This window comes from Thauera chlorobenzoica, assembly GCF_001922305.1.
Taxonomy (GTDB): domain Bacteria; phylum Pseudomonadota; class Gammaproteobacteria; order Burkholderiales; family Rhodocyclaceae; genus Thauera; species Thauera chlorobenzoica.
Genome location: NZ_CP018839.1, coordinates 2,441,799 through 2,457,299, shown reverse-complemented (window position 1 = coordinate 2,457,299; position 15,501 = coordinate 2,441,799). Strand labels below are relative to the sequence as shown.

Below are 15,501 nucleotides of genomic sequence, written 5' to 3'. Positions count from 1 at the left end.
TCCAGACTTTCCTGACGTCATAGCATCAGCGGGACCGAATTTTTTCACCCGCTCAGGAAGTCCGAAATGAAAACAGGCGCCCTTCTCTCTTCTGCCCTTGCGCTCACCCTCGCCAGCCCGCTCGCGATGGCGTACCAGGAAGGCGATTTCATCGTGCGCACCGGCGCCGCGGTGGTCGCCCCGCAGGACGACAGCTCTGCCGTCCAGGTCAACGCCAGTGCGGTGCCCGGCAGCAAGGCGACGATCGACAACAACACCCAGCTCGGCCTGACCCTGAGCTACATGCTGACCGATCACGTCGGCATCGAGCTGCTCGCGGCCACCCCATTCAAGCACCAGGTCAAGGTCTCCGGCATCGCCCCCGGCATCGACGGCAGGCTGGCCGAGTTCAGGCATCTGCCGCCGACCCTGTCGCTGCAGTATTTCCCGCTGGCGCCGGACTCGAAGTGGCAGCCCTACATCGGCGCCGGGATCAACTACACCCGGTTTTTCGACGAAGACTTCAGCCGCGCACAGCACGCCAACGGCTTTTCCAGCCTGGAACTGGACGCGTCCTGGGGTCTGTCGCTGCAGCTCGGCACCGACTACATGATCACCGACCGGGTGATGGTCAACGCCGCGCTGTGGTACGTGGACATCGACACCACTGCCACCGCCAGGCTCGGCACCGACAAGGTCGCGGTCGATGTCGATGTCGCCCCGTGGGTGTTCATGGTCGGTCTCGGCTACCGCTTCTAAGCGCTGCGCCGCAGGAGTGGCGGCGGTTCAGGCCGCCAGCGCCTCCGGCAGGCACCGGCGTAGTTGCCGCTGGCGAAGTGTTGACTCGCTTGCATGAGGGCTCAGGCACGATCCAGGTTCAGCGCCTCGCCGGTCGCCGCGGCACTGGCGGCGGCGGTGAACAGCACGTCGGTCGAGGAGTTGAGCGCGGTCTCGGCCGAGTCCTGCACCACGCTGATGACGAAGCCGATCGCCACCACCTGCATCGCCACGTCGGCCTCGATGCCGAACAGCGCGGTCGCCATCGGGATCAACAGCAGCGAACCTCCGGCCACGCCCGACACACCGGCGGCGGCGAGCGAGGACACGATGCACAGCAGCAGCGCGGTGGGGAAGTCGACCGGGATGCCGAGGGTGTGGGCGGCGGCCAGCGTCATCACCGAGATCGTGATCGCGGCGCCGGCCATGTTGATGGTGGCACCGAGCGGGATCGAGATCGCGTAGGTGTCCTCGTGCAGGCCCAGACGACGGCACAGCTCGAGGTTGATCGGGATGTTGGCCGCCGAGCTGCGGGTGAAGAAGGCGGTGACGCCGCTCTCGCGCAGGCAGGCAAACACCAGCGGATAGGGATTGGTGCGCAGCTTCCAGAACACGAACAGCGGATTGACCACCAGCGCGACGAAGAGCATGCAGCCGACGATCATCAGCAGCAGCTGCCCATAGCCGAGCAGCGCATCGAGGCCGGCTTCGCCCAGGGTCGCAGCGACCAGGCCGAAGATGCCGAGCGGGGCGAAGCGGATCACCACATGCACGATCTGCGACACCGCACCGGCGAGGTCGTTGAGGACCTTGCGCGTACCTTCACCGGCGTGGCGCAGCGCGATGCCCAGCCCGATCGCCCACGCCAGGATGCCGATGAAGTTGGCTTCCATCAGCGCCTTGACCGGATTCGAGACCGCGCTCAGCAACAGGTTTTTGAGCACGATCAGGATGCCGCCCGGCGGGGTGCCGGAGGCCGCCGGCGCGTCGAGCACCAGCGTGGTGGGAAAGGCGAAGCTGGCGAGCACCGCGACCAGCGCGGCGGCGAAGGTGCCGAGCAGGTAGAGGACCAGCACCGGGCGGATGTGGGTGGGCTGGCCGTGCTTGTGGTTGGCGATCGCCGCCGCCACCAGCACGAACACCAGGATCGGCGCCACCGCCTTCAGCGCGGCGATGAAGAGATCGCCAAGCAGGGCGACCGACTCGGTCGCGCCGGGCGCAATCAGCGCCAGGGCGACGCCGAGGACCAGACCGATGGCGATCTGGGAGATGAGGCTCATGCGCAGCACGCGCTGGAAAACCGTGGGGGTGGCGGTGGTCATCGGGGGGTCTCCTCGTGGATGACGTTGTGGTCAGGGATGCCGGGGCGGGGGTCGTCCCGGCGCGGCGGAGATGCGCCGCGCACGGGCCGAGGTGAAGCGGCTGCGCTGAATCGGTGGGGGGTCGTGTTCCATCAGGCCGCGCTCAGCACTCCGGGAAGCTGACCGCGAGGCCGCCGCGCGAGGTTTCCTTGTACTTGTCGAGCATGTCGCGGCCGGTGTCGCGCATGGTGCGAATCACCTGGTCGAGCGACACCGTGTGCGCGCCGTCGCCGCGCAGGGCGAGCTGGGCGGCGTTGATCGCCTTGATCGAAGCCATCGCGTTGCGCTCGATGCAGGGCACCTGCACCAGCCCGCCGACCGGGTCGCAGGTCAGGCCGAGGTTGTGCTCGAGGCCGATCTCGGCAGCGTTCTCGACCTGCTCGGGGGTGGCGCCGAGCACCTCGGCGAGGCCGGCCGCCGCCATCGCGCAGGCCGAGCCGACTTCGCCCTGGCAGCCGACCTCGGCGCCGGAGATCGAGGCGTTCTTCTTGCACAGCACGCCGACCGCGGCGGCGGCGAGGAGGAAATTTTCCACGTCGCGCTCGTCGCTGCCGGGCATGAACTTCATGTAGTAGTGCAGCACCGCCGGGATGATGCCGGCCGCACCGTTGGTCGGTGCGGTGACGACGCGGCCGCCGCCGGCGTTCTCTTCGTTGACCGCGAGCGCATAGAGATTGACCCAGTCGAGCGCCGTCATCGAGTCGCTGATCATGTTACCTCCGCGGGCCTGCCCGCTGAGCTTGCGATACAGCGCGGGCGCGCGCCGGCGCACGTTGAGCCCGCCGGGGAGCACGCCCTCGTGGCCGACGCCGCGCGCCACACAGGCACGCATCACCTCCCAGATGCGCAGCAGCGCGGCGCGCGTCTGGGCCTCGCTGCGCCAGGCGGATTCGTTGGCGAGCATCAGCTCGCTGATGCGCAGGCGATGGCGGCGGCACTGGGCGAGCAGCTCGGCGCCGGTGTCGAAGGGATAGGGCACGGCGAGCTCGGCCTCGGTCGAGGCGCCCGACTGCGCCTGCGCCGCGTCGACGACGAAGCCGCCGCCGACCGAGTACGAGCGCACCTTCCCAGATCCACACCCGGCTGCGCGTCTTCCTCGCCGTCGCGCGCCACCTGTCCTTCACCCGTGCAGGCGAGGAACTGAACATCACCACCGGCGCGGTCAGCCAGCAGATCAAGCTACTCGAGGACTGGCTCGGCCAGCGCCTGTTCCGCCGCCTGCCGCGCCGCCTCGAGCTCACCGACGCGGGCAATCGCCTGCTCGCCGCGGTCGATCCGGCCTATGCCGCGGTCGAGCTGGCGATCGGCCGCCTGCGCGGCGGCGCGCTCAGCGGGGTGGTGCGGGTGCGCACCCTGCCCTCCTTCCTTGCCACCTGGCTGGTGCCGCGGCTGCCGCGGCTGATGCGGCGCTTTCCGCAGATCGAACTCCAGGTGGTGGCCGAGGACAGCACCTATTCGCTGCGCGACGGCGAGTTCGACCTCGCGATCGACCTCAACGACGGCAGCTATCCCGGCTTCCAGAGCGCTGTGCTGCTGGAGGAGGAGATCTTCCCGGTATGCTCGCCGCTCCTGCTCGAGGGGCGGCCGCCGCTGCAGACCCCCGACGACCTCGCCCACTACCCGCTGCTGCACGACATGACCGCCTGGCGCGGCAGCCCGCCCTATGCCGAGTGGGAGCGCTATCTGAAGGCGATCGGTGCGCCCCAGGTCGAGGTGCGGCGCGGCTACATGTTCAACCGCAACCACATCACCATGCAGTGCGCGATCGCCGGCATGGGGGTGGCGATCGCGCGCCGCACGCTGATCACCGACGAACTCGACAGCGGCCGCCTGGTGGCGCCCTTCGCGCAGTCGGTGTGCACCGGCAAGCGCTACTGCGTCATCCACTCCGCCGGCGCGCTCGCCGACCCGCGCGTGGCTACGGTGCACGACTGGCTGGTGGCCGAGGCGCGCGCGGCGGAGCTCGCCGCGCAACCGATCGAAAATCCCCCGCTCGCGCGCGGCGACTGAAGCCTGCCGGCCGCGGGCACGAGGGCTCATCAACCGATCATGTGCCCCGGCAGCCAGGTCACCAGGCCGGGGAACAGGTAGAGCAGCACCACCGCCAGCACCATCAGCAGGAAATAGGGCAGCGCATAGCGTGCGATCACCGCCATGTCGCGCCCGGTGAGGCCCTGCAGCACGAAGAGGTTGAAGCCCACCGGCGGGGTCACCTGCGCCATCTCCACCACCACCACGACGAAGATGCCGAACCACAGCGGGTCGATCCCGGCGGCCTGGATGGTCGGCATCAGCACCGCCATCGTCAGCACCACGATCGAGATGCCGTCGAGGAAGCAGCCGAGCAGCACGTAGAAGATCGCCAGCGCCACCAGCAGCATCGCCGGGCTGAGGCCGAGGGCGCCGATCCACCCGGCGAGGTGGCGCGGCAGGCCGATGTAGCCCATCGCCAGGGTCAGGAAGGCCGAGCCGGCGAGGATCAGCGCGATCATGCAGTACAGCCGGGTGGCACCCAGCAACGCGGCAAGGAAGCTCGCGCGGTTCAGGGTGCGCTGGCTGGCGGCGATGATCAGGCTGCCGATCACGCCGATCGCCGCCGCCTCGGTGGCGGTGGCGATGCCGCTGTAGATCGAGCCGAGCACGCCGCCGATGAGCAGGATCACCGGGATCAGGTTCTTCGAGGCGACGAGCTTCTCGACGAAGCTGGTCTTCAGGTCGGCGGCGGGGATCTTGCCCGGGTTCAGCAGCGACCACACCACCACCCAGCCCATGAACAGCGTCGCCAGCAGGATGCCCGGCAGCACGCCACCGATGAACAGCTTGGAGATCGACACGTCGGCCGCCACGCCATACACGATCATGATGATCGAGGGCGGGATCAGCAGGCCGAGCGTGCCGGCACCGGCCAGGGTACCGAGCGCCATCGATTCGGGATAGCCGCGGCGCTCGAGCTCGGGCAGCGCGATCTTGCCGATGGTGGCGCAGGTCGCCGCCGACGAGCCTGACACCGCGGCGAACAGCGTGCAGCCGATGATGTTGGTGTGGAGCAGGCGGCCCGGCAGGCGCTCGAGCCAGGGCGACAGGCCCTTGAACATGTCCTCGGACAGTTTGGTGCGGAACAGGATCTCACCCATCCACAGGAACAGCGGCAGCGCCGTCAGGGTCCAGCTCGAGCCGTGGCTCCAGATCGCCACCGCCATGCCGTCGCCGGGCGCACGCGGGGTGAAGCCGAGCATGCCGAGGATGCCGATCGCCATCAGCGCCAGCCCGATCCACAGGCCGCCGGCGAGCAGCGCCAGCATCAGGCCGATCAGTACGGCCGCAATCATCAGTTCCATGGCGCGCTCCTCATTCCATGCGCGCGGCTTCGCCGCTGGCGTGTGCGAGTCGCGTCGGTTCGCACCCCAGGGTGGTCATCACCAGGTCGTCGATGAGCGCAACGAGCAGCACCACCGAACCGAACGCCATCGTCAGTTGCGGAATCCACAGCGGCGTGGCATCCACGCCCTGCGAGATGTCCTCGAATTCGTGCGACTGCAGCACCAGCCGGATCGAGTAGAACGCCAGCGTCGCCGCCACCGCGGTGCCGGCTGCGAGCGAAAACCACTCCAGCGCCGCACGCAGGCGCGGTCCCACACGCTCGAGCACCAGACCGACGCGGATGTGCTCGCCGTGCTTGAAGGTGTAGGCGAGCGCGAGAAAGCCGCAGGCCGCCATCGCATAGCCGGCGTAGTCGTCGGTGCCCGGCAGGTAGATGCCGAGCGGCCGGGTCACGACGCCGGAGGTGACCAGCACCAGCGTGGCCACCATGCCGACCGCGGCGAGGCCTCCGGACAGGCGGTACAGCGAATCGAGGAACGCTCTCATGGGCATTTCTCCTGAACAGAGTAATGGCCCCGCCGCTGACGGGGCCGATGCATCAGCCGATTACTTGAGCTTGCGATAGGCGTCGAGGATCGCCTGACCGTCGGGACCGGCCTTCCCGACCCACTCGGCGGCCATCTTCTCGCCGACCTTGAGCAGTTCGGCCTGCAGCGCCGCCGGCGCGGGCTGGACCTTCATTCCATTGGCTTTGAGCTGGTCGATGTACCAGGCGGTCTTCTCTTCCGAGACCTTCCAGCCGCGCTCCTCGGCGGCGGCGGCGGCCTTGAGCAGGGCGTCGCGGGCGGGCTGGTCGAGCGCATCGAAGGCCTTCTTCGACACGAACACGATGTTCTTCGGCAGCCAGGCCTGGATGTCGTAGTAGTGGGAGAGCTGCTCCCAGCTCTTGGTGTCGTAGCCGGTGGCCGAGGAGGTCAGGTTGGCCGACACGACGCCGGTCGACAGCGCCTGGGTGAGGTCGGCGGCCTGCACGGTCACCGGCTGCCCCCCCATCAGCTCGATCATGCGCGCCACGGTCGGGCTGTAGGAGCGGATCTTCATGCCCTTGATGTCGCCGATCGTGTTGAGCTCGGTCTTGGCGTACAGCCCCTGCGGCGGCCACGCCACCGAGTAGAGGACCTTGAGGCCGTTCTTCGCCAGGCGCGCTTCGACCGCCGCCTTGGAGGCCTGCCACAGCTTCTTCGAGTCCTCGTAGCCGGTCGCCAGGAAGGGCACGGTGTCGAGCGCGTAGAGCGCGTCCTCGTTGGCCAGGCCAGAGATGATCAGCTCGCCGATCTGCGCCTGGCCGGCCTGCACCGCGCGCTTGATCTCGTTGGCCTTGAACAGCGAGCCGTTGGGATGGACGGTGATCTTGAGCTTGCCGCCGGTGGCCTCATCGACCTCCCTGGCGAACTGCTGGATGTTCTCGGTATGGAAGTTGCTGGCCGGGTAAGGCGTGGGCATGTCCCAGGCAGTCTGGGCATGGGCGGCAGCGGCGACGCCCAGACCGACCAGGGAAGTGGTGATCACCTTGACGAAGGGATGCGGGAAGCGCATGGCGAGTACTCCTGATTGAGGAGGGCGGGAGGCCCGGAACGCAGGTTGGCGAGCGGCGACCGGTCTGCGATAAGTCACCGTTATTGCACGATAGAGATTTTGTGGTTATCTTGTCAACAAAACGTAGATGTTTTTTCATCGAAACGTATTCGAAAACACCTGGAGGCTTCCATGAGCGACAGCGGACCCATCGTTTCTTCACAGCACCTCGTCTCACCGAAGTCTCCCCAGGTGTCCGAGTTCGAGTTCGGCCTGATCATCGCCTGGCACGCCTTCGCGCGCTGGATGATGCGTTGCATGACCGCCGCCGGGGTCAAGGACATGACCCCGATCGACGTCCTGGTGCTGCACCACGTCGCCCACCGCGACACCGAGAAACGCCTCGCCGACATCGGCTTCGTGCTCAATGTGGAAGACACCCACGTCGTCTCCTATTCGCTGCGCAAGCTCGGCGGGCTCGGACTGGTGCAGAGCGCCAAGCGCGGCAAGGAAGCCTTCTATTCGGTCACCGACAAGGGGCGCGAGACCTGCCTCGCCTACCGCGACGTGCGCGAGTCCTGCCTGATGCCGGGCTTCAGCGGCAGCGTCGACGAGAACGCCCGCATCGCCGAACTCGCCCAGCTGCTGCGCACCCTCTCCGGGCGTTACGACCAGGCCGCGCGCGCAGCCTCCACCTCCCCGCTCTGACTATAGGAGGTCCGCCATGAGTTTTCGGGTTCTCGACGCGGGCGACGCCGCGCTCACCATCGAGTTCGGCAGCATCATCGACCCCGCCCTGCTCGCCGCGGTCAATGCGCTCGACGCCGCCATCGTGCGCCTGCAGCAGGCGGGCGGCCTGCCAGGCGTGACCGAAACCATGCCCACCTTCCGCTCGCTGACGGTGTTTTTCGATCCACTCGCCACCGACCGCGACGCGGTGCTCGGCGTGCTGCAGCCGCTGATCGCCGCCGCCGGGCAGGGTAGCCCCGCCGACGGTCGCCACTGGCGCCTGCCGGTGTGCTACGAGGGCGAGGCCGCGCCCGATCTGGCCGAAGTGGCGCAAACCCTCGGCATCGGCACGGACGAAGTGATCGCCCTGCACAGCGGCACCGAGTACCTCGTGTACATGCTCGGCTTCCTGCCCGGCTTCCCCTTCATGGGCGACCTGCCCGAGCGCCTGCGCCTGCCGCGCCGCACCCAGCCGCGCGTGCGCGTGCCCGCCGGCAGCGTGGCAATCGCCACCGGCCTGACCGCGATCTACCCGTGGGAGAGCCCCGGCGGCTGGCATCTGCTCGGACGCTGCCCGGTGCCGCTGTTCGACGCCCGCCGCGCCGCGCCCTCGCTGCTCGCCGCCGGTGACCGGGTGCGCTTCGTCCCGGTGAGCGCCGACGAATGCCGCGCCCTCGAGGCCGGCCTCGCCAGCGCCGACATCGACCCCCTGCAGTGGCTGGATAGCACCCCGTCCCCCGCGGAGAACGCCGCATGAGCCCCCGCACCGAACTCGAGATCCTCTCCCCCGGCGCCTTCGCCTCGATCCAGGACGGCGGGCGCCGCGGCCACCGCCGCATCGGCGTGCCCTGGGCGGGCGTGCTCGATCGTCGCCTGATGCGCCTCGCCAACGCACTCGCCGGCCGCACCGAGGACGCCGCGGTGATCGAATGCTTCGACGGCGGCCTGCGCCTCGCCGCGCGCGGCGGCGCGGTGAAGATCGCGGTGGCCGGCGACACGGTGCTCGAGCACGAAAGCAGCGAGGGCCGCCGTCCGCTCGCGCCGTGGCGCTCGGTGACCCTGGCCGACGGCGAGCAGTTGCGCATCCGCAAGATGGACGGCGGGCGCATCGCCATGGTCGCGGTCGTCGGCCTCGAGCCGCCGGCGGTGATGGGCAGCGCCTCGACCTATGTGCGCGCCGGCCTCGGCGGCGTGGATGGCCGTGCGCTCGCCGCCGGCACGCGCCTGGCACTCACCGCCGACGCCGAGCCCTGGGGCAGCGACCGCGTGCTCACCCAGCCGCCCGCGGCCGATCCCGCCCCGATCCGCCTGGTGCCCGGCCCGCAGCACGACCACTTCCGCCCCGCCGCGCTCGAAGCGCTGGTGGGTGGCGAGTATCGCGTCACCACCGAGGCCGACCGCATGGGCATCCGCCTCGAGGGCGCAACGCTCGAGCACACCGGCGCCGCCGAGATCGTGTCCGACGCCACCGTGCCCGGCTCGATCCAGGTCCCCGGCGCCGGCCAGCCGATCGTGCTGCTCGCCGACGCCCAGACCGCCGGCGGCTACCCCAAGATCGCCACCGTGATCAGCGCCGACCTCGGCCGCCTCGCCGCGCTGCGCCCCGGCCAGGCGCTGCGCTTCGCCGCCGTGACCGCCGCCGAGGGCGCCCGCATCGCACGTGCCGCGGAAGCCGAGACCCAGGCCTTGATCGCCTCGATCCGCACCCTGCCGCCCGACGGCATCGACCTCGTCGCGCTGTACACCGGCAACCTGGTCGACGGCGTCGTGCACGCCCTCGCCGCCGAATATCGACCGCTCTACTGATCAACAGCCCGCCCCACCGCCCTCCCGACCTCACGGAGCCCCGCCGATGAACCAGACCATCAACCTCAACGCCGATCTCGGCGAATCCTTCGGCGCCTGGACCATGGGCGAGGACGCAGCCTTGCTGCAGGTGGTGCGCTCGGCCAACATCGCCTGCGGCTTCCACGCCGGCGACCCGGTGGTGATGCGCCACACCGTGCGCAGCGCGCGCGCCGCCGGGGCAAGCCTCGGCGCCCACCCCGCCTACCCCGACCTGCAGGGCTTCGGCCGCCGGCCGATGAAGATCGCCCCGGCCGAACTCGAAGCGATGATCATCTACCAGGTCGGCGCGCTCGCCGGCATCGCTGCGGCCGAAGGCGGCCGCGTCACCCACGTCAAGCCGCACGGCGCGCTCAACAACCAGGCCTGCGAGGACGCCGTGCTGGCCGACGCCGTGGCGCGCGCGGTGAAAGCGATCGACCCCGGACTGATCCTGCTCGCCCCGGTGCTGTCCGAGCTCTACTTCGCCGGCGAACGCGCCGGGCTGAAGGTGGCCGGCGAGATCTTCGCCGACCGCGCCTACACCGACAAAGGCACGCTGGTCCCGCGCGGCGCGCCCGGCGCGGTGATCCACGACCACGACGCGCTCGTCACCCACGTGCTGCGCATGCTCGACGCCGGCGGGGTGGTCAGCCAGAGCGGCAAGATCCTGCGCACGGCGATGGACAGCATCTGCGTGCACGGCGACACCCGCGGCGCGGTGGACAGCGCACGCCACCTGCGCACCGAGCTCGAAGCCCGCGGCTGGTCGATCGTTCCCCTGCCGCAGCTCCCCTGAGCCATCCGCCCCGGCGCACGGCGCAAGCCCGCTTTTATCGGTCCGGCGTGCACCGAACCGGGAACATCGCCGCGGCAGGACGTTCCAAATATGCAAACGGCGGCACAGACAAATGACGAGAACCGCCCGATGCCCCCGCCGCAGGTCGCTGTGCGGCGTGCACGGCGGGCCGCGACCGAAACCGCATCACTCCGCGCCCCTGCACACCAGCCTCGGCCGGAAAGGGAGATTGCCATGAGCACCGTCGCGCGTTTCCACATCGAACACGTCCGCCTGATCGACGCCGAAGGCGAAGCCCTCGCGCCGCTGCCCGCGTTCGCACGCGACCCGGCCGCCCTCGTTCCCCTCTACCGCGCGATGTACCTGACGCGCACTTTCGACGCCAAGGCGATCGCCCTGCAGCGCACCGGCAAGCTCGGCACCTTCGCCTCGGCGCTCGGCCAGGAGGCGGTCGGCGTCGGTGTCGCCGCGGCGATGCGCGCCGAGGACGTGCTGCTGCCGTCCTACCGCGAGCATGCGGCCCAGCTCGTACGCGGCGTGAAGATCGAGGAAAGCCTGCGCTACTGGGGCGGCGACGAGCGCGGCTGCGACTTCTCCGGGCCGCGCAGCGACTTCCCCAACTGCGTGCCGATCGCCACCCAGGTGTGCCACGCCGCCGGCGCCGCCTATGCCTTCAAGCTGCGCGGCGAAGCACGCGTGGCGGTGTGCTTCATGGGCGACGGCGCGACCTCCAAGGGCGATTTCTACGAAGGCATGAACTTCGCCGCGGTGTGGAAGGCGCCGATGGTGCTGGTGGTGAGCAACAACCAGTGGGCGATCTCGCTGCCGCGCAGCGCGCAGAGCGCCACCGCGACGCTGGCGCAGAAGGCGATCGCCGCCGGCATCGACGGCATCCAGGTCGATGGCAACGACGTCGTCGCCGTGCACCACATCGCCCGCGAGGCGATCGAGCGCGCGCGCAGCGGCGGCGGGCCGACCCTGATCGAAGCCCTGACCTACCGCCTCGGCGACCACACCACCGCCGACGACGCCTCGCGCTACCGCGACCCCGCGCTGGTGCAGGAACAATGGGCGCTCGAGCCGGTCGCCCGCCTGCGCAAGCACCTGCTGCACCTGGGCGCGTGGAGCAAGGCGCAGGAAGAAGCTCTCGCCCACGAATGCGCCGAGACGGTCAACGCCGCGGTCGAAGCCTATCTCGCCACCCCGGCCCCGGACACCGCGGCGATGTTCGACTATCTTTACGCCACCTTGCCCGTCGCCTTGCAGGGACAACGCGCCAGCGCGCTGCGCTTTGCGCCGCACAACGGCGGGGACCACGACCAATCGTCTTGAGCGCAGCGCGGCCGGCATGCGGCCCCGGCCTCACCCGCACAACGGACTCATCGACACGCTCGGAGGGGAACATGGCTGAGCTCAACCTTGTGGAAGCAGTCAACCAGGCGCTCGCCCACGCGCTCGAGCACGACCCCGCGGTGGTGTTGCTGGGCGAGGACATCGGCGCCAACGGCGGCGTGTTCCGCGCCACCCTCGGCCTGCAGCAGCGCTTCGGCGCGGAGCGGGTGATCGACACCCCGCTCGCCGAAACGGCGATCGCCGGCACCGCCGTGGGGATGGCAGCGATGGGGCTGAAGCCGGTGGCCGAGATCCAGTTTTCCGGCTTCCTCTACCCGGCGCTGGATCACCTGATCAACCACGCCTCGCGCCTGCGCAACCGCAGCCGCGGGCGGCTGTCCTGCCCGCTGGTGCTGCGCACCCCCTGCGGCGCCGGCATCCACGCCCCCGAGCACCACTCCGAAAGCCCCGAGGCGATGCTCGCCCACGTCCCCGGCCTGCGCGTGGTGATGCCGTCCTCGCCGGCACGCGCCTACGGCCTGCTGCTGGCCGCGATCCGCGACCCCGATCCGGTGATCTTTCTCGAGCCGACACGGCTCTACCGCCTGTTCCGCCAGGACGTCGCCGACGACGGCGAGGCCCTGCCGCTGGACGTGTGCTTCACCCTGCGCGGCGGCACCGATCTCACCCTGGTGAGCTGGGGGGCGATGATCCACGAGACCGAGGCCGCCGCCGACGCCCTCGCCGCCGAGGGGGTGATGGCCGAAGTCATCGACCTCGCCACCCTCAAGCCGCTCGACATGGCGACCATCCTCGAGTCGGTGGCGCGCACCGGGCGCTGCGTGATCGTCCATGAAGCCGCGCGCACCGCCGGGCTCGGCGCCGAGATCGCCGCCGGCCTCGCCGAGGAAGGCCTGTATTCCCTGCTCGCCCCGGTGCAGCGCGTCACCGGCTACGACACCGTGATCCCGCTCGCGCGGCTCGAGCAGCAGTACCTGCCGAGCGTGGCGCGCATCGTCGCCGCGGCGCGGCGCACCCTGGAGGAGGCATCATGAAGATCTTCAAGCTGCCCGACCTGGGCGAAGGCCTGCAGGAGGCTGAAATCGTCGAATGGCACGTCAAGGCCGGCGACGACATCGCCGCCGACCAGCCGCTGGTGTCGGTGGAGACGGCGAAGGCGATCGTCGAGATTCCCTCTCCGCATTCCGGCCGCGTCGTCAAGCTGTACTGCGAAGCCGGCCGGCTCGTCCATGTCGGCGCCCCGCTGGCCGGCTTCGAGGGCACGGACGAAGACGCCGACAGCGGCACCGTGGTGGGCGAGGTGCAGGTCGGCGAGGAAGTCCATGCCGAAGCCCCGGCCGCGATCGGCACCGGCCCGTCGGCGGTCCGCGCCACTCCGGCGGTGCGCGCACTGGCACGTCAGCTCGGCATCGAGCTGGCGATGGTCGCGCCTTCAGGCGCGGACGGCATCATCACCCGCAGCGACGTCCAGCGCGCGGCGAAGGAGCTCGCCGCCGCCGGCCCCGCCGAGCCGCTGCGCGGCGTGCGCCGGGCGATGGCGCAGAACATGGCGCTGGCCCAGGCCGAAGTCGCCGCCGCCACCGTGATCGACGACGCCGACATCCACGCCTGGGCCCCCGGCAGCGACATCACCATCCGCCTGGTGCGTGCGCTGGTCGCCGGCTGCCGCGCCGAGCCCGCGCTCAACGCCTGGTACGACGGCCACTCGATGGGCCTGCGCCGGCTCGAGCGGGTCGACGTCGGCATCGCCGTGGACCTCGCCGAGGGCCTGTTCGTGCCGGTGCTGCGCGACGTCGCCCAGCGCGACGCCGCCGACCTGCGCCGCGGCCTCGACCGCATGCGCGCCGACGTCCTCGCACGCAAGATTCCCGCCGAGGAACTGCGCGGCAGCACGATCACGCTGTCGAACTTCGGCATGATCGCGGGCAAGTACGCCGCCCCCGTCGTCGTCCCGCCCACCGTCGCCATCCTCGGCGCCGGCCGTGCCCACGACCAGGTCGTGGCGGTCGAGGGGGTCGCGGTGGTGCATCGGGTGCTGCCGCTGAGCCTGACCTTCGACCACCGCGTGGTCACCGGCGGCGAAGCTGGCCGCTTCCTCGCCGCGGTGATCGCCGATCTGCAGCAGCCGACTTAAAGGATCCGGCGCACGGCGGCTGATCAGGGCGATGGCCTTTCCCACGGAAGCCACTGCACCCGTCGCAGCATTCGGCCTCCGGACAATGCCGGCCGCGGTCGCGGTCGAAAACGATTCGCGGGTGGCCCATGACAGGCTACTGCCCGCGATCGAGCACGTCCGCGTGGCGGGAATGGCAGGACGTCCCGGGACGGTGATTCAGGGATACAGCCCGCGCTCGGCGCGCGCCTCCAGCGCGCGGTGACAGGCAATGATGAAGGCGGCGGTGCGCAGCGACACCTGCTTTTCCTGCGCCACCTTCCAGATCGCACCGAAGGCGCCGACCATGATGCGCTCAAGGCGGTCGTTGATCTCGTCCTCGGTCCAGAAGAAGCTGGAGAAATCCTGCACCCACTCAAAATAGGACACGGTGACGCCGCCGGCATTAGCGAGCACGTCGGGCACCACCAGGATGCCGCGCTCGCGCAGCACGTCGTCTGCCGCCGGGGTGGTCGGGCCGTTGGCGCCTTCGACGATGATGCAGGCATGCACTCCGGCGGCGCGCTCGGCGGTGAGCTGGCTTTCGAGTGCGGCGGGGACGAGGAACTCGCATTCCAGGCGCCAGAACGCCTCGAGGTCGAGCGACGCGGCACCGCCGAAGCCGGCCAGCTCGCCGTACGCGGCGGCGTGTTCGAGCGCGGCGGGGATGTCGATGCCGGCTTCGTTGACCAGGGTGGCGCTGTGGTCAGCGATCGCGATCACGCGCGCACCGGCCTCGTGGAACAGCTGCGCACCGATGCCGCCGACGTTGCCGAAGCCCTGCACGACCACGCGCGCGCCCTCGATCGGCAGCTTCAGGTGGCGGGCGGCTTCGCGCGCGGCGATGAAGACGCCGCGGCCGGTCGCCTCCTGGCGGCCGAGGCTGCCGCCGAGCGCGATCGGCTTTCCGGTGACGACGCCGGTGGCGGTGCCGCCGCGGTTCATCGAGAAGGTGTCCATCATCACCGCCATCGTCATTGCGTTGGTGCCAACGTCGGGTGCCGGGATGTCCTTATCGGGGCCGATGACGATGCCGATCTCCGAGGTGTAGCGGCGGGTGATGCGCTGCAGCTCGCCCTTGCTGACGCTCGCTGGATCGACCCGGATGCCGCCCTTGGCGCCGCCGAAGGGCAGACCGACCGCGGCATTCTTGATCGTCATCCAGCCGGCGAGCGCCATGACCTCGTTGAGGGTGACGTCGGGGTGGAAACGCACGCCGCCCTTACCCGGCCCGCGCGACAGACTGTGCTGCACCCGGTAGCCCTCGTAGTGGGCGACAGTGCCGTCGTCGCGCTCGATCGGCACATCTACGATCAGGGTGCGCTTGGGATGCTTCAGGGTTTCGATCCAGCGTTCGAGCGAACCCAGGTAGGGACGCACACGCTCGATCTGCTCGACGAAGCTCGCCCACGGCTCGGGCGCGGCCGGATTGAGGTAGGAAAGGCCGGCGAGCCGGTCCGGGCTCGTCTTGTCTTGTCGTGTCGCACTCATCTGTGTGCCTCTGGCTGGGGTGGAAGGTGCGTGCATTGTGTGGATCGGCAAGGCGTAAGCACATGCCGTTGCTACATCGGGCCATGCGTATTGCGCATAGGGGGAGCGGCACCAGGCGCGAGCTTCTCCTACGCAGCCTT

At 69.9% G+C, this 15,501-nt stretch carries 14 protein-coding genes and 1 pseudogene; 9 read left to right on the top strand and 6 right to left on the bottom strand.

Annotated features, from left to right (window positions below):
• The first annotated feature begins 66 nt into the window (after positions 1-66).
• A complete protein-coding gene (locus tag Tchl_RS11365) occupies positions 67-738 on the top strand; it encodes an OmpW/AlkL family protein (protein ID WP_075148520.1) in 672 nt (223 codons plus the stop codon).
• A 101-nt stretch (positions 739-839) separates the two neighbouring features.
• Here the strand turns inward: Tchl_RS11365 and sstT are convergent, their stop codons facing one another.
• Together sstT and Tchl_RS11355 are read right to left on the bottom strand one after the other, a co-directional pair.
• The gene (sstT, locus tag Tchl_RS11360) at positions 840-2,078 is read right to left on the bottom strand and encodes a serine/threonine transporter SstT (RefSeq protein WP_075148519.1); all 1,239 of its coding nucleotides are present in this window, start codon (positions 2,076-2,078) and stop codon (positions 840-842) included.
• Between the two features lie 142 nt (positions 2,079-2,220).
• Positions 2,221-3,171 (bottom strand): annotated as a pseudogene (locus Tchl_RS11355) (L-serine ammonia-lyase); the annotation flags it as partial.
• Between the two features lie 17 nt (positions 3,172-3,188).
• On the opposite strand from Tchl_RS11355, the gene Tchl_RS11350 reads away from it, so the two are divergent.
• Positions 3,189-4,127 (top strand): LysR substrate-binding domain-containing protein, encoded by a 939-nt coding sequence (locus Tchl_RS11350; RefSeq protein ID WP_075148517.1) that lies wholly within the window; start codon positions 3,189-3,191, stop codon positions 4,125-4,127.
• 29 nt (positions 4,128-4,156) lie between these two features.
• Here the strand turns inward: Tchl_RS11350 and Tchl_RS11345 are convergent, their stop codons facing one another.
• From Tchl_RS11345 to Tchl_RS11335, 3 genes are read right to left on the bottom strand one after another with little or no spacing between them, the layout of a single operon-like run.
• On the bottom strand, positions 4,157-5,455 hold the full coding sequence (locus tag Tchl_RS11345) for a TRAP transporter large permease (protein ID WP_075148516.1): 1,299 nt from the start codon (positions 5,453-5,455) through the stop codon (positions 4,157-4,159).
• Between the two features lie 10 nt (positions 5,456-5,465).
• A complete protein-coding gene (locus tag Tchl_RS11340; RefSeq protein ID WP_075148515.1) occupies positions 5,466-5,984 on the bottom strand; it encodes a TRAP transporter small permease in 519 nt (172 codons plus the stop codon).
• A gap of 60 nt (positions 5,985-6,044) precedes the next feature.
• Positions 6,045-7,034 (bottom strand): TRAP transporter substrate-binding protein, encoded by a 990-nt coding sequence (locus tag Tchl_RS11335; protein ID WP_075148514.1) that lies wholly within the window; start codon positions 7,032-7,034, stop codon positions 6,045-6,047.
• Between the two features lie 171 nt (positions 7,035-7,205).
• On the opposite strand from Tchl_RS11335, the gene Tchl_RS11330 reads away from it, so the two are divergent.
• From Tchl_RS11330 to Tchl_RS11300, 7 genes are all read left to right on the top strand, one after another.
• Positions 7,206-7,721, top strand: a complete 516-nt coding sequence (locus tag Tchl_RS11330) for a winged helix DNA-binding protein (protein ID WP_075148513.1) — start codon at positions 7,206-7,208, stop codon at positions 7,719-7,721.
• A 16-nt stretch (positions 7,722-7,737) separates the two neighbouring features.
• Positions 7,738-8,499 carry a 5-oxoprolinase subunit PxpB gene (pxpB, locus tag Tchl_RS11325; protein ID WP_075148512.1) on the top strand — a complete coding sequence of 254 codons (762 nt, stop codon included), beginning with the start codon at positions 7,738-7,740 and terminating at the stop codon, positions 8,497-8,499.
• A complete protein-coding gene (locus Tchl_RS11320) occupies positions 8,496-9,548 on the top strand; it encodes a 5-oxoprolinase subunit C family protein (RefSeq protein ID WP_075148511.1) in 1,053 nt (350 codons plus the stop codon). Before pxpB ends, Tchl_RS11320 begins: the two co-directional genes overlap by 4 nt.
• A 46-nt stretch (positions 9,549-9,594) precedes the next feature.
• Positions 9,595-10,365: a LamB/YcsF family protein gene (locus Tchl_RS11315; RefSeq protein ID WP_075148510.1), complete on the top strand. Its 771-nt coding sequence runs from the start codon at positions 9,595-9,597 to the stop codon at positions 10,363-10,365.
• 234 nt (positions 10,366-10,599) lie between these two features.
• On the top strand, positions 10,600-11,697 hold the full coding sequence (gene pdhA, locus Tchl_RS11310) for a pyruvate dehydrogenase (acetyl-transferring) E1 component subunit alpha (RefSeq protein WP_075148509.1): 1,098 nt from the start codon (positions 10,600-10,602) through the stop codon (positions 11,695-11,697).
• Positions 11,698-11,768: 71 nt separating this feature from the next.
• On the top strand, positions 11,769-12,752 hold the full coding sequence (locus Tchl_RS11305) for an alpha-ketoacid dehydrogenase subunit beta (protein WP_075148508.1): 984 nt from the start codon (positions 11,769-11,771) through the stop codon (positions 12,750-12,752).
• Positions 12,749-13,852, top strand: coding sequence for a dihydrolipoamide acetyltransferase family protein (locus Tchl_RS11300; protein ID WP_075148507.1), 1,104 nt, complete (start codon positions 12,749-12,751; stop codon positions 13,850-13,852). Before Tchl_RS11305 ends, Tchl_RS11300 begins: the two co-directional genes overlap by 4 nt.
• Before the next feature lie 198 nt (positions 13,853-14,050).
• Here Tchl_RS11300 and Tchl_RS11295 read toward each other — a convergent pair whose 3' ends face one another.
• Positions 14,051-15,361 (bottom strand): Glu/Leu/Phe/Val family dehydrogenase, encoded by a 1,311-nt coding sequence (locus tag Tchl_RS11295; RefSeq protein WP_075148506.1) that lies wholly within the window; start codon positions 15,359-15,361, stop codon positions 14,051-14,053.
• Between the last annotated feature and the right edge of the window lie 140 nt (positions 15,362-15,501).

Coding starts and splice junctions, on each gene's coding strand:
- Tchl_RS11335 (WP_075148514.1), bottom strand. CDS start 7,034: ATGCGCTTCCCGCATCCCTTCGTCAAGGTGATCACCACTTCCCTGGTC.
- Tchl_RS11365 (WP_075148520.1), top strand. CDS start 67: ATGAAAACAGGCGCCCTTCTCTCTTCTGCCCTTGCGCTCACCCTCGCC.
- Tchl_RS11330 (WP_075148513.1), top strand. CDS start 7,206: ATGAGCGACAGCGGACCCATCGTTTCTTCACAGCACCTCGTCTCACCG.
- pxpB (WP_075148512.1), top strand. CDS start 7,738: ATGAGTTTTCGGGTTCTCGACGCGGGCGACGCCGCGCTCACCATCGAG.
- Tchl_RS11295 (WP_075148506.1), bottom strand. CDS start 15,361: ATGAGTGCGACACGACAAGACAAGACGAGCCCGGACCGGCTCGCCGGC.
- Tchl_RS11340 (WP_075148515.1), bottom strand. CDS start 5,984: ATGAGAGCGTTCCTCGATTCGCTGTACCGCCTGTCCGGAGGCCTCGCC.
- Tchl_RS11345 (WP_075148516.1), bottom strand. CDS start 5,455: ATGGAACTGATGATTGCGGCCGTACTGATCGGCCTGATGCTGGCGCTG.
- Tchl_RS11315 (WP_075148510.1), top strand. CDS start 9,595: ATGAACCAGACCATCAACCTCAACGCCGATCTCGGCGAATCCTTCGGC.
- Tchl_RS11300 (WP_075148507.1), top strand. CDS start 12,749: ATGAAGATCTTCAAGCTGCCCGACCTGGGCGAAGGCCTGCAGGAGGCT.
- Tchl_RS11320 (WP_075148511.1), top strand. CDS start 8,496: ATGAGCCCCCGCACCGAACTCGAGATCCTCTCCCCCGGCGCCTTCGCC.
- Tchl_RS11305 (WP_075148508.1), top strand. CDS start 11,769: ATGGCTGAGCTCAACCTTGTGGAAGCAGTCAACCAGGCGCTCGCCCAC.
- pdhA (WP_075148509.1), top strand. CDS start 10,600: ATGAGCACCGTCGCGCGTTTCCACATCGAACACGTCCGCCTGATCGAC.
- sstT (WP_075148519.1), bottom strand. CDS start 2,078: ATGACCACCGCCACCCCCACGGTTTTCCAGCGCGTGCTGCGCATGAGC.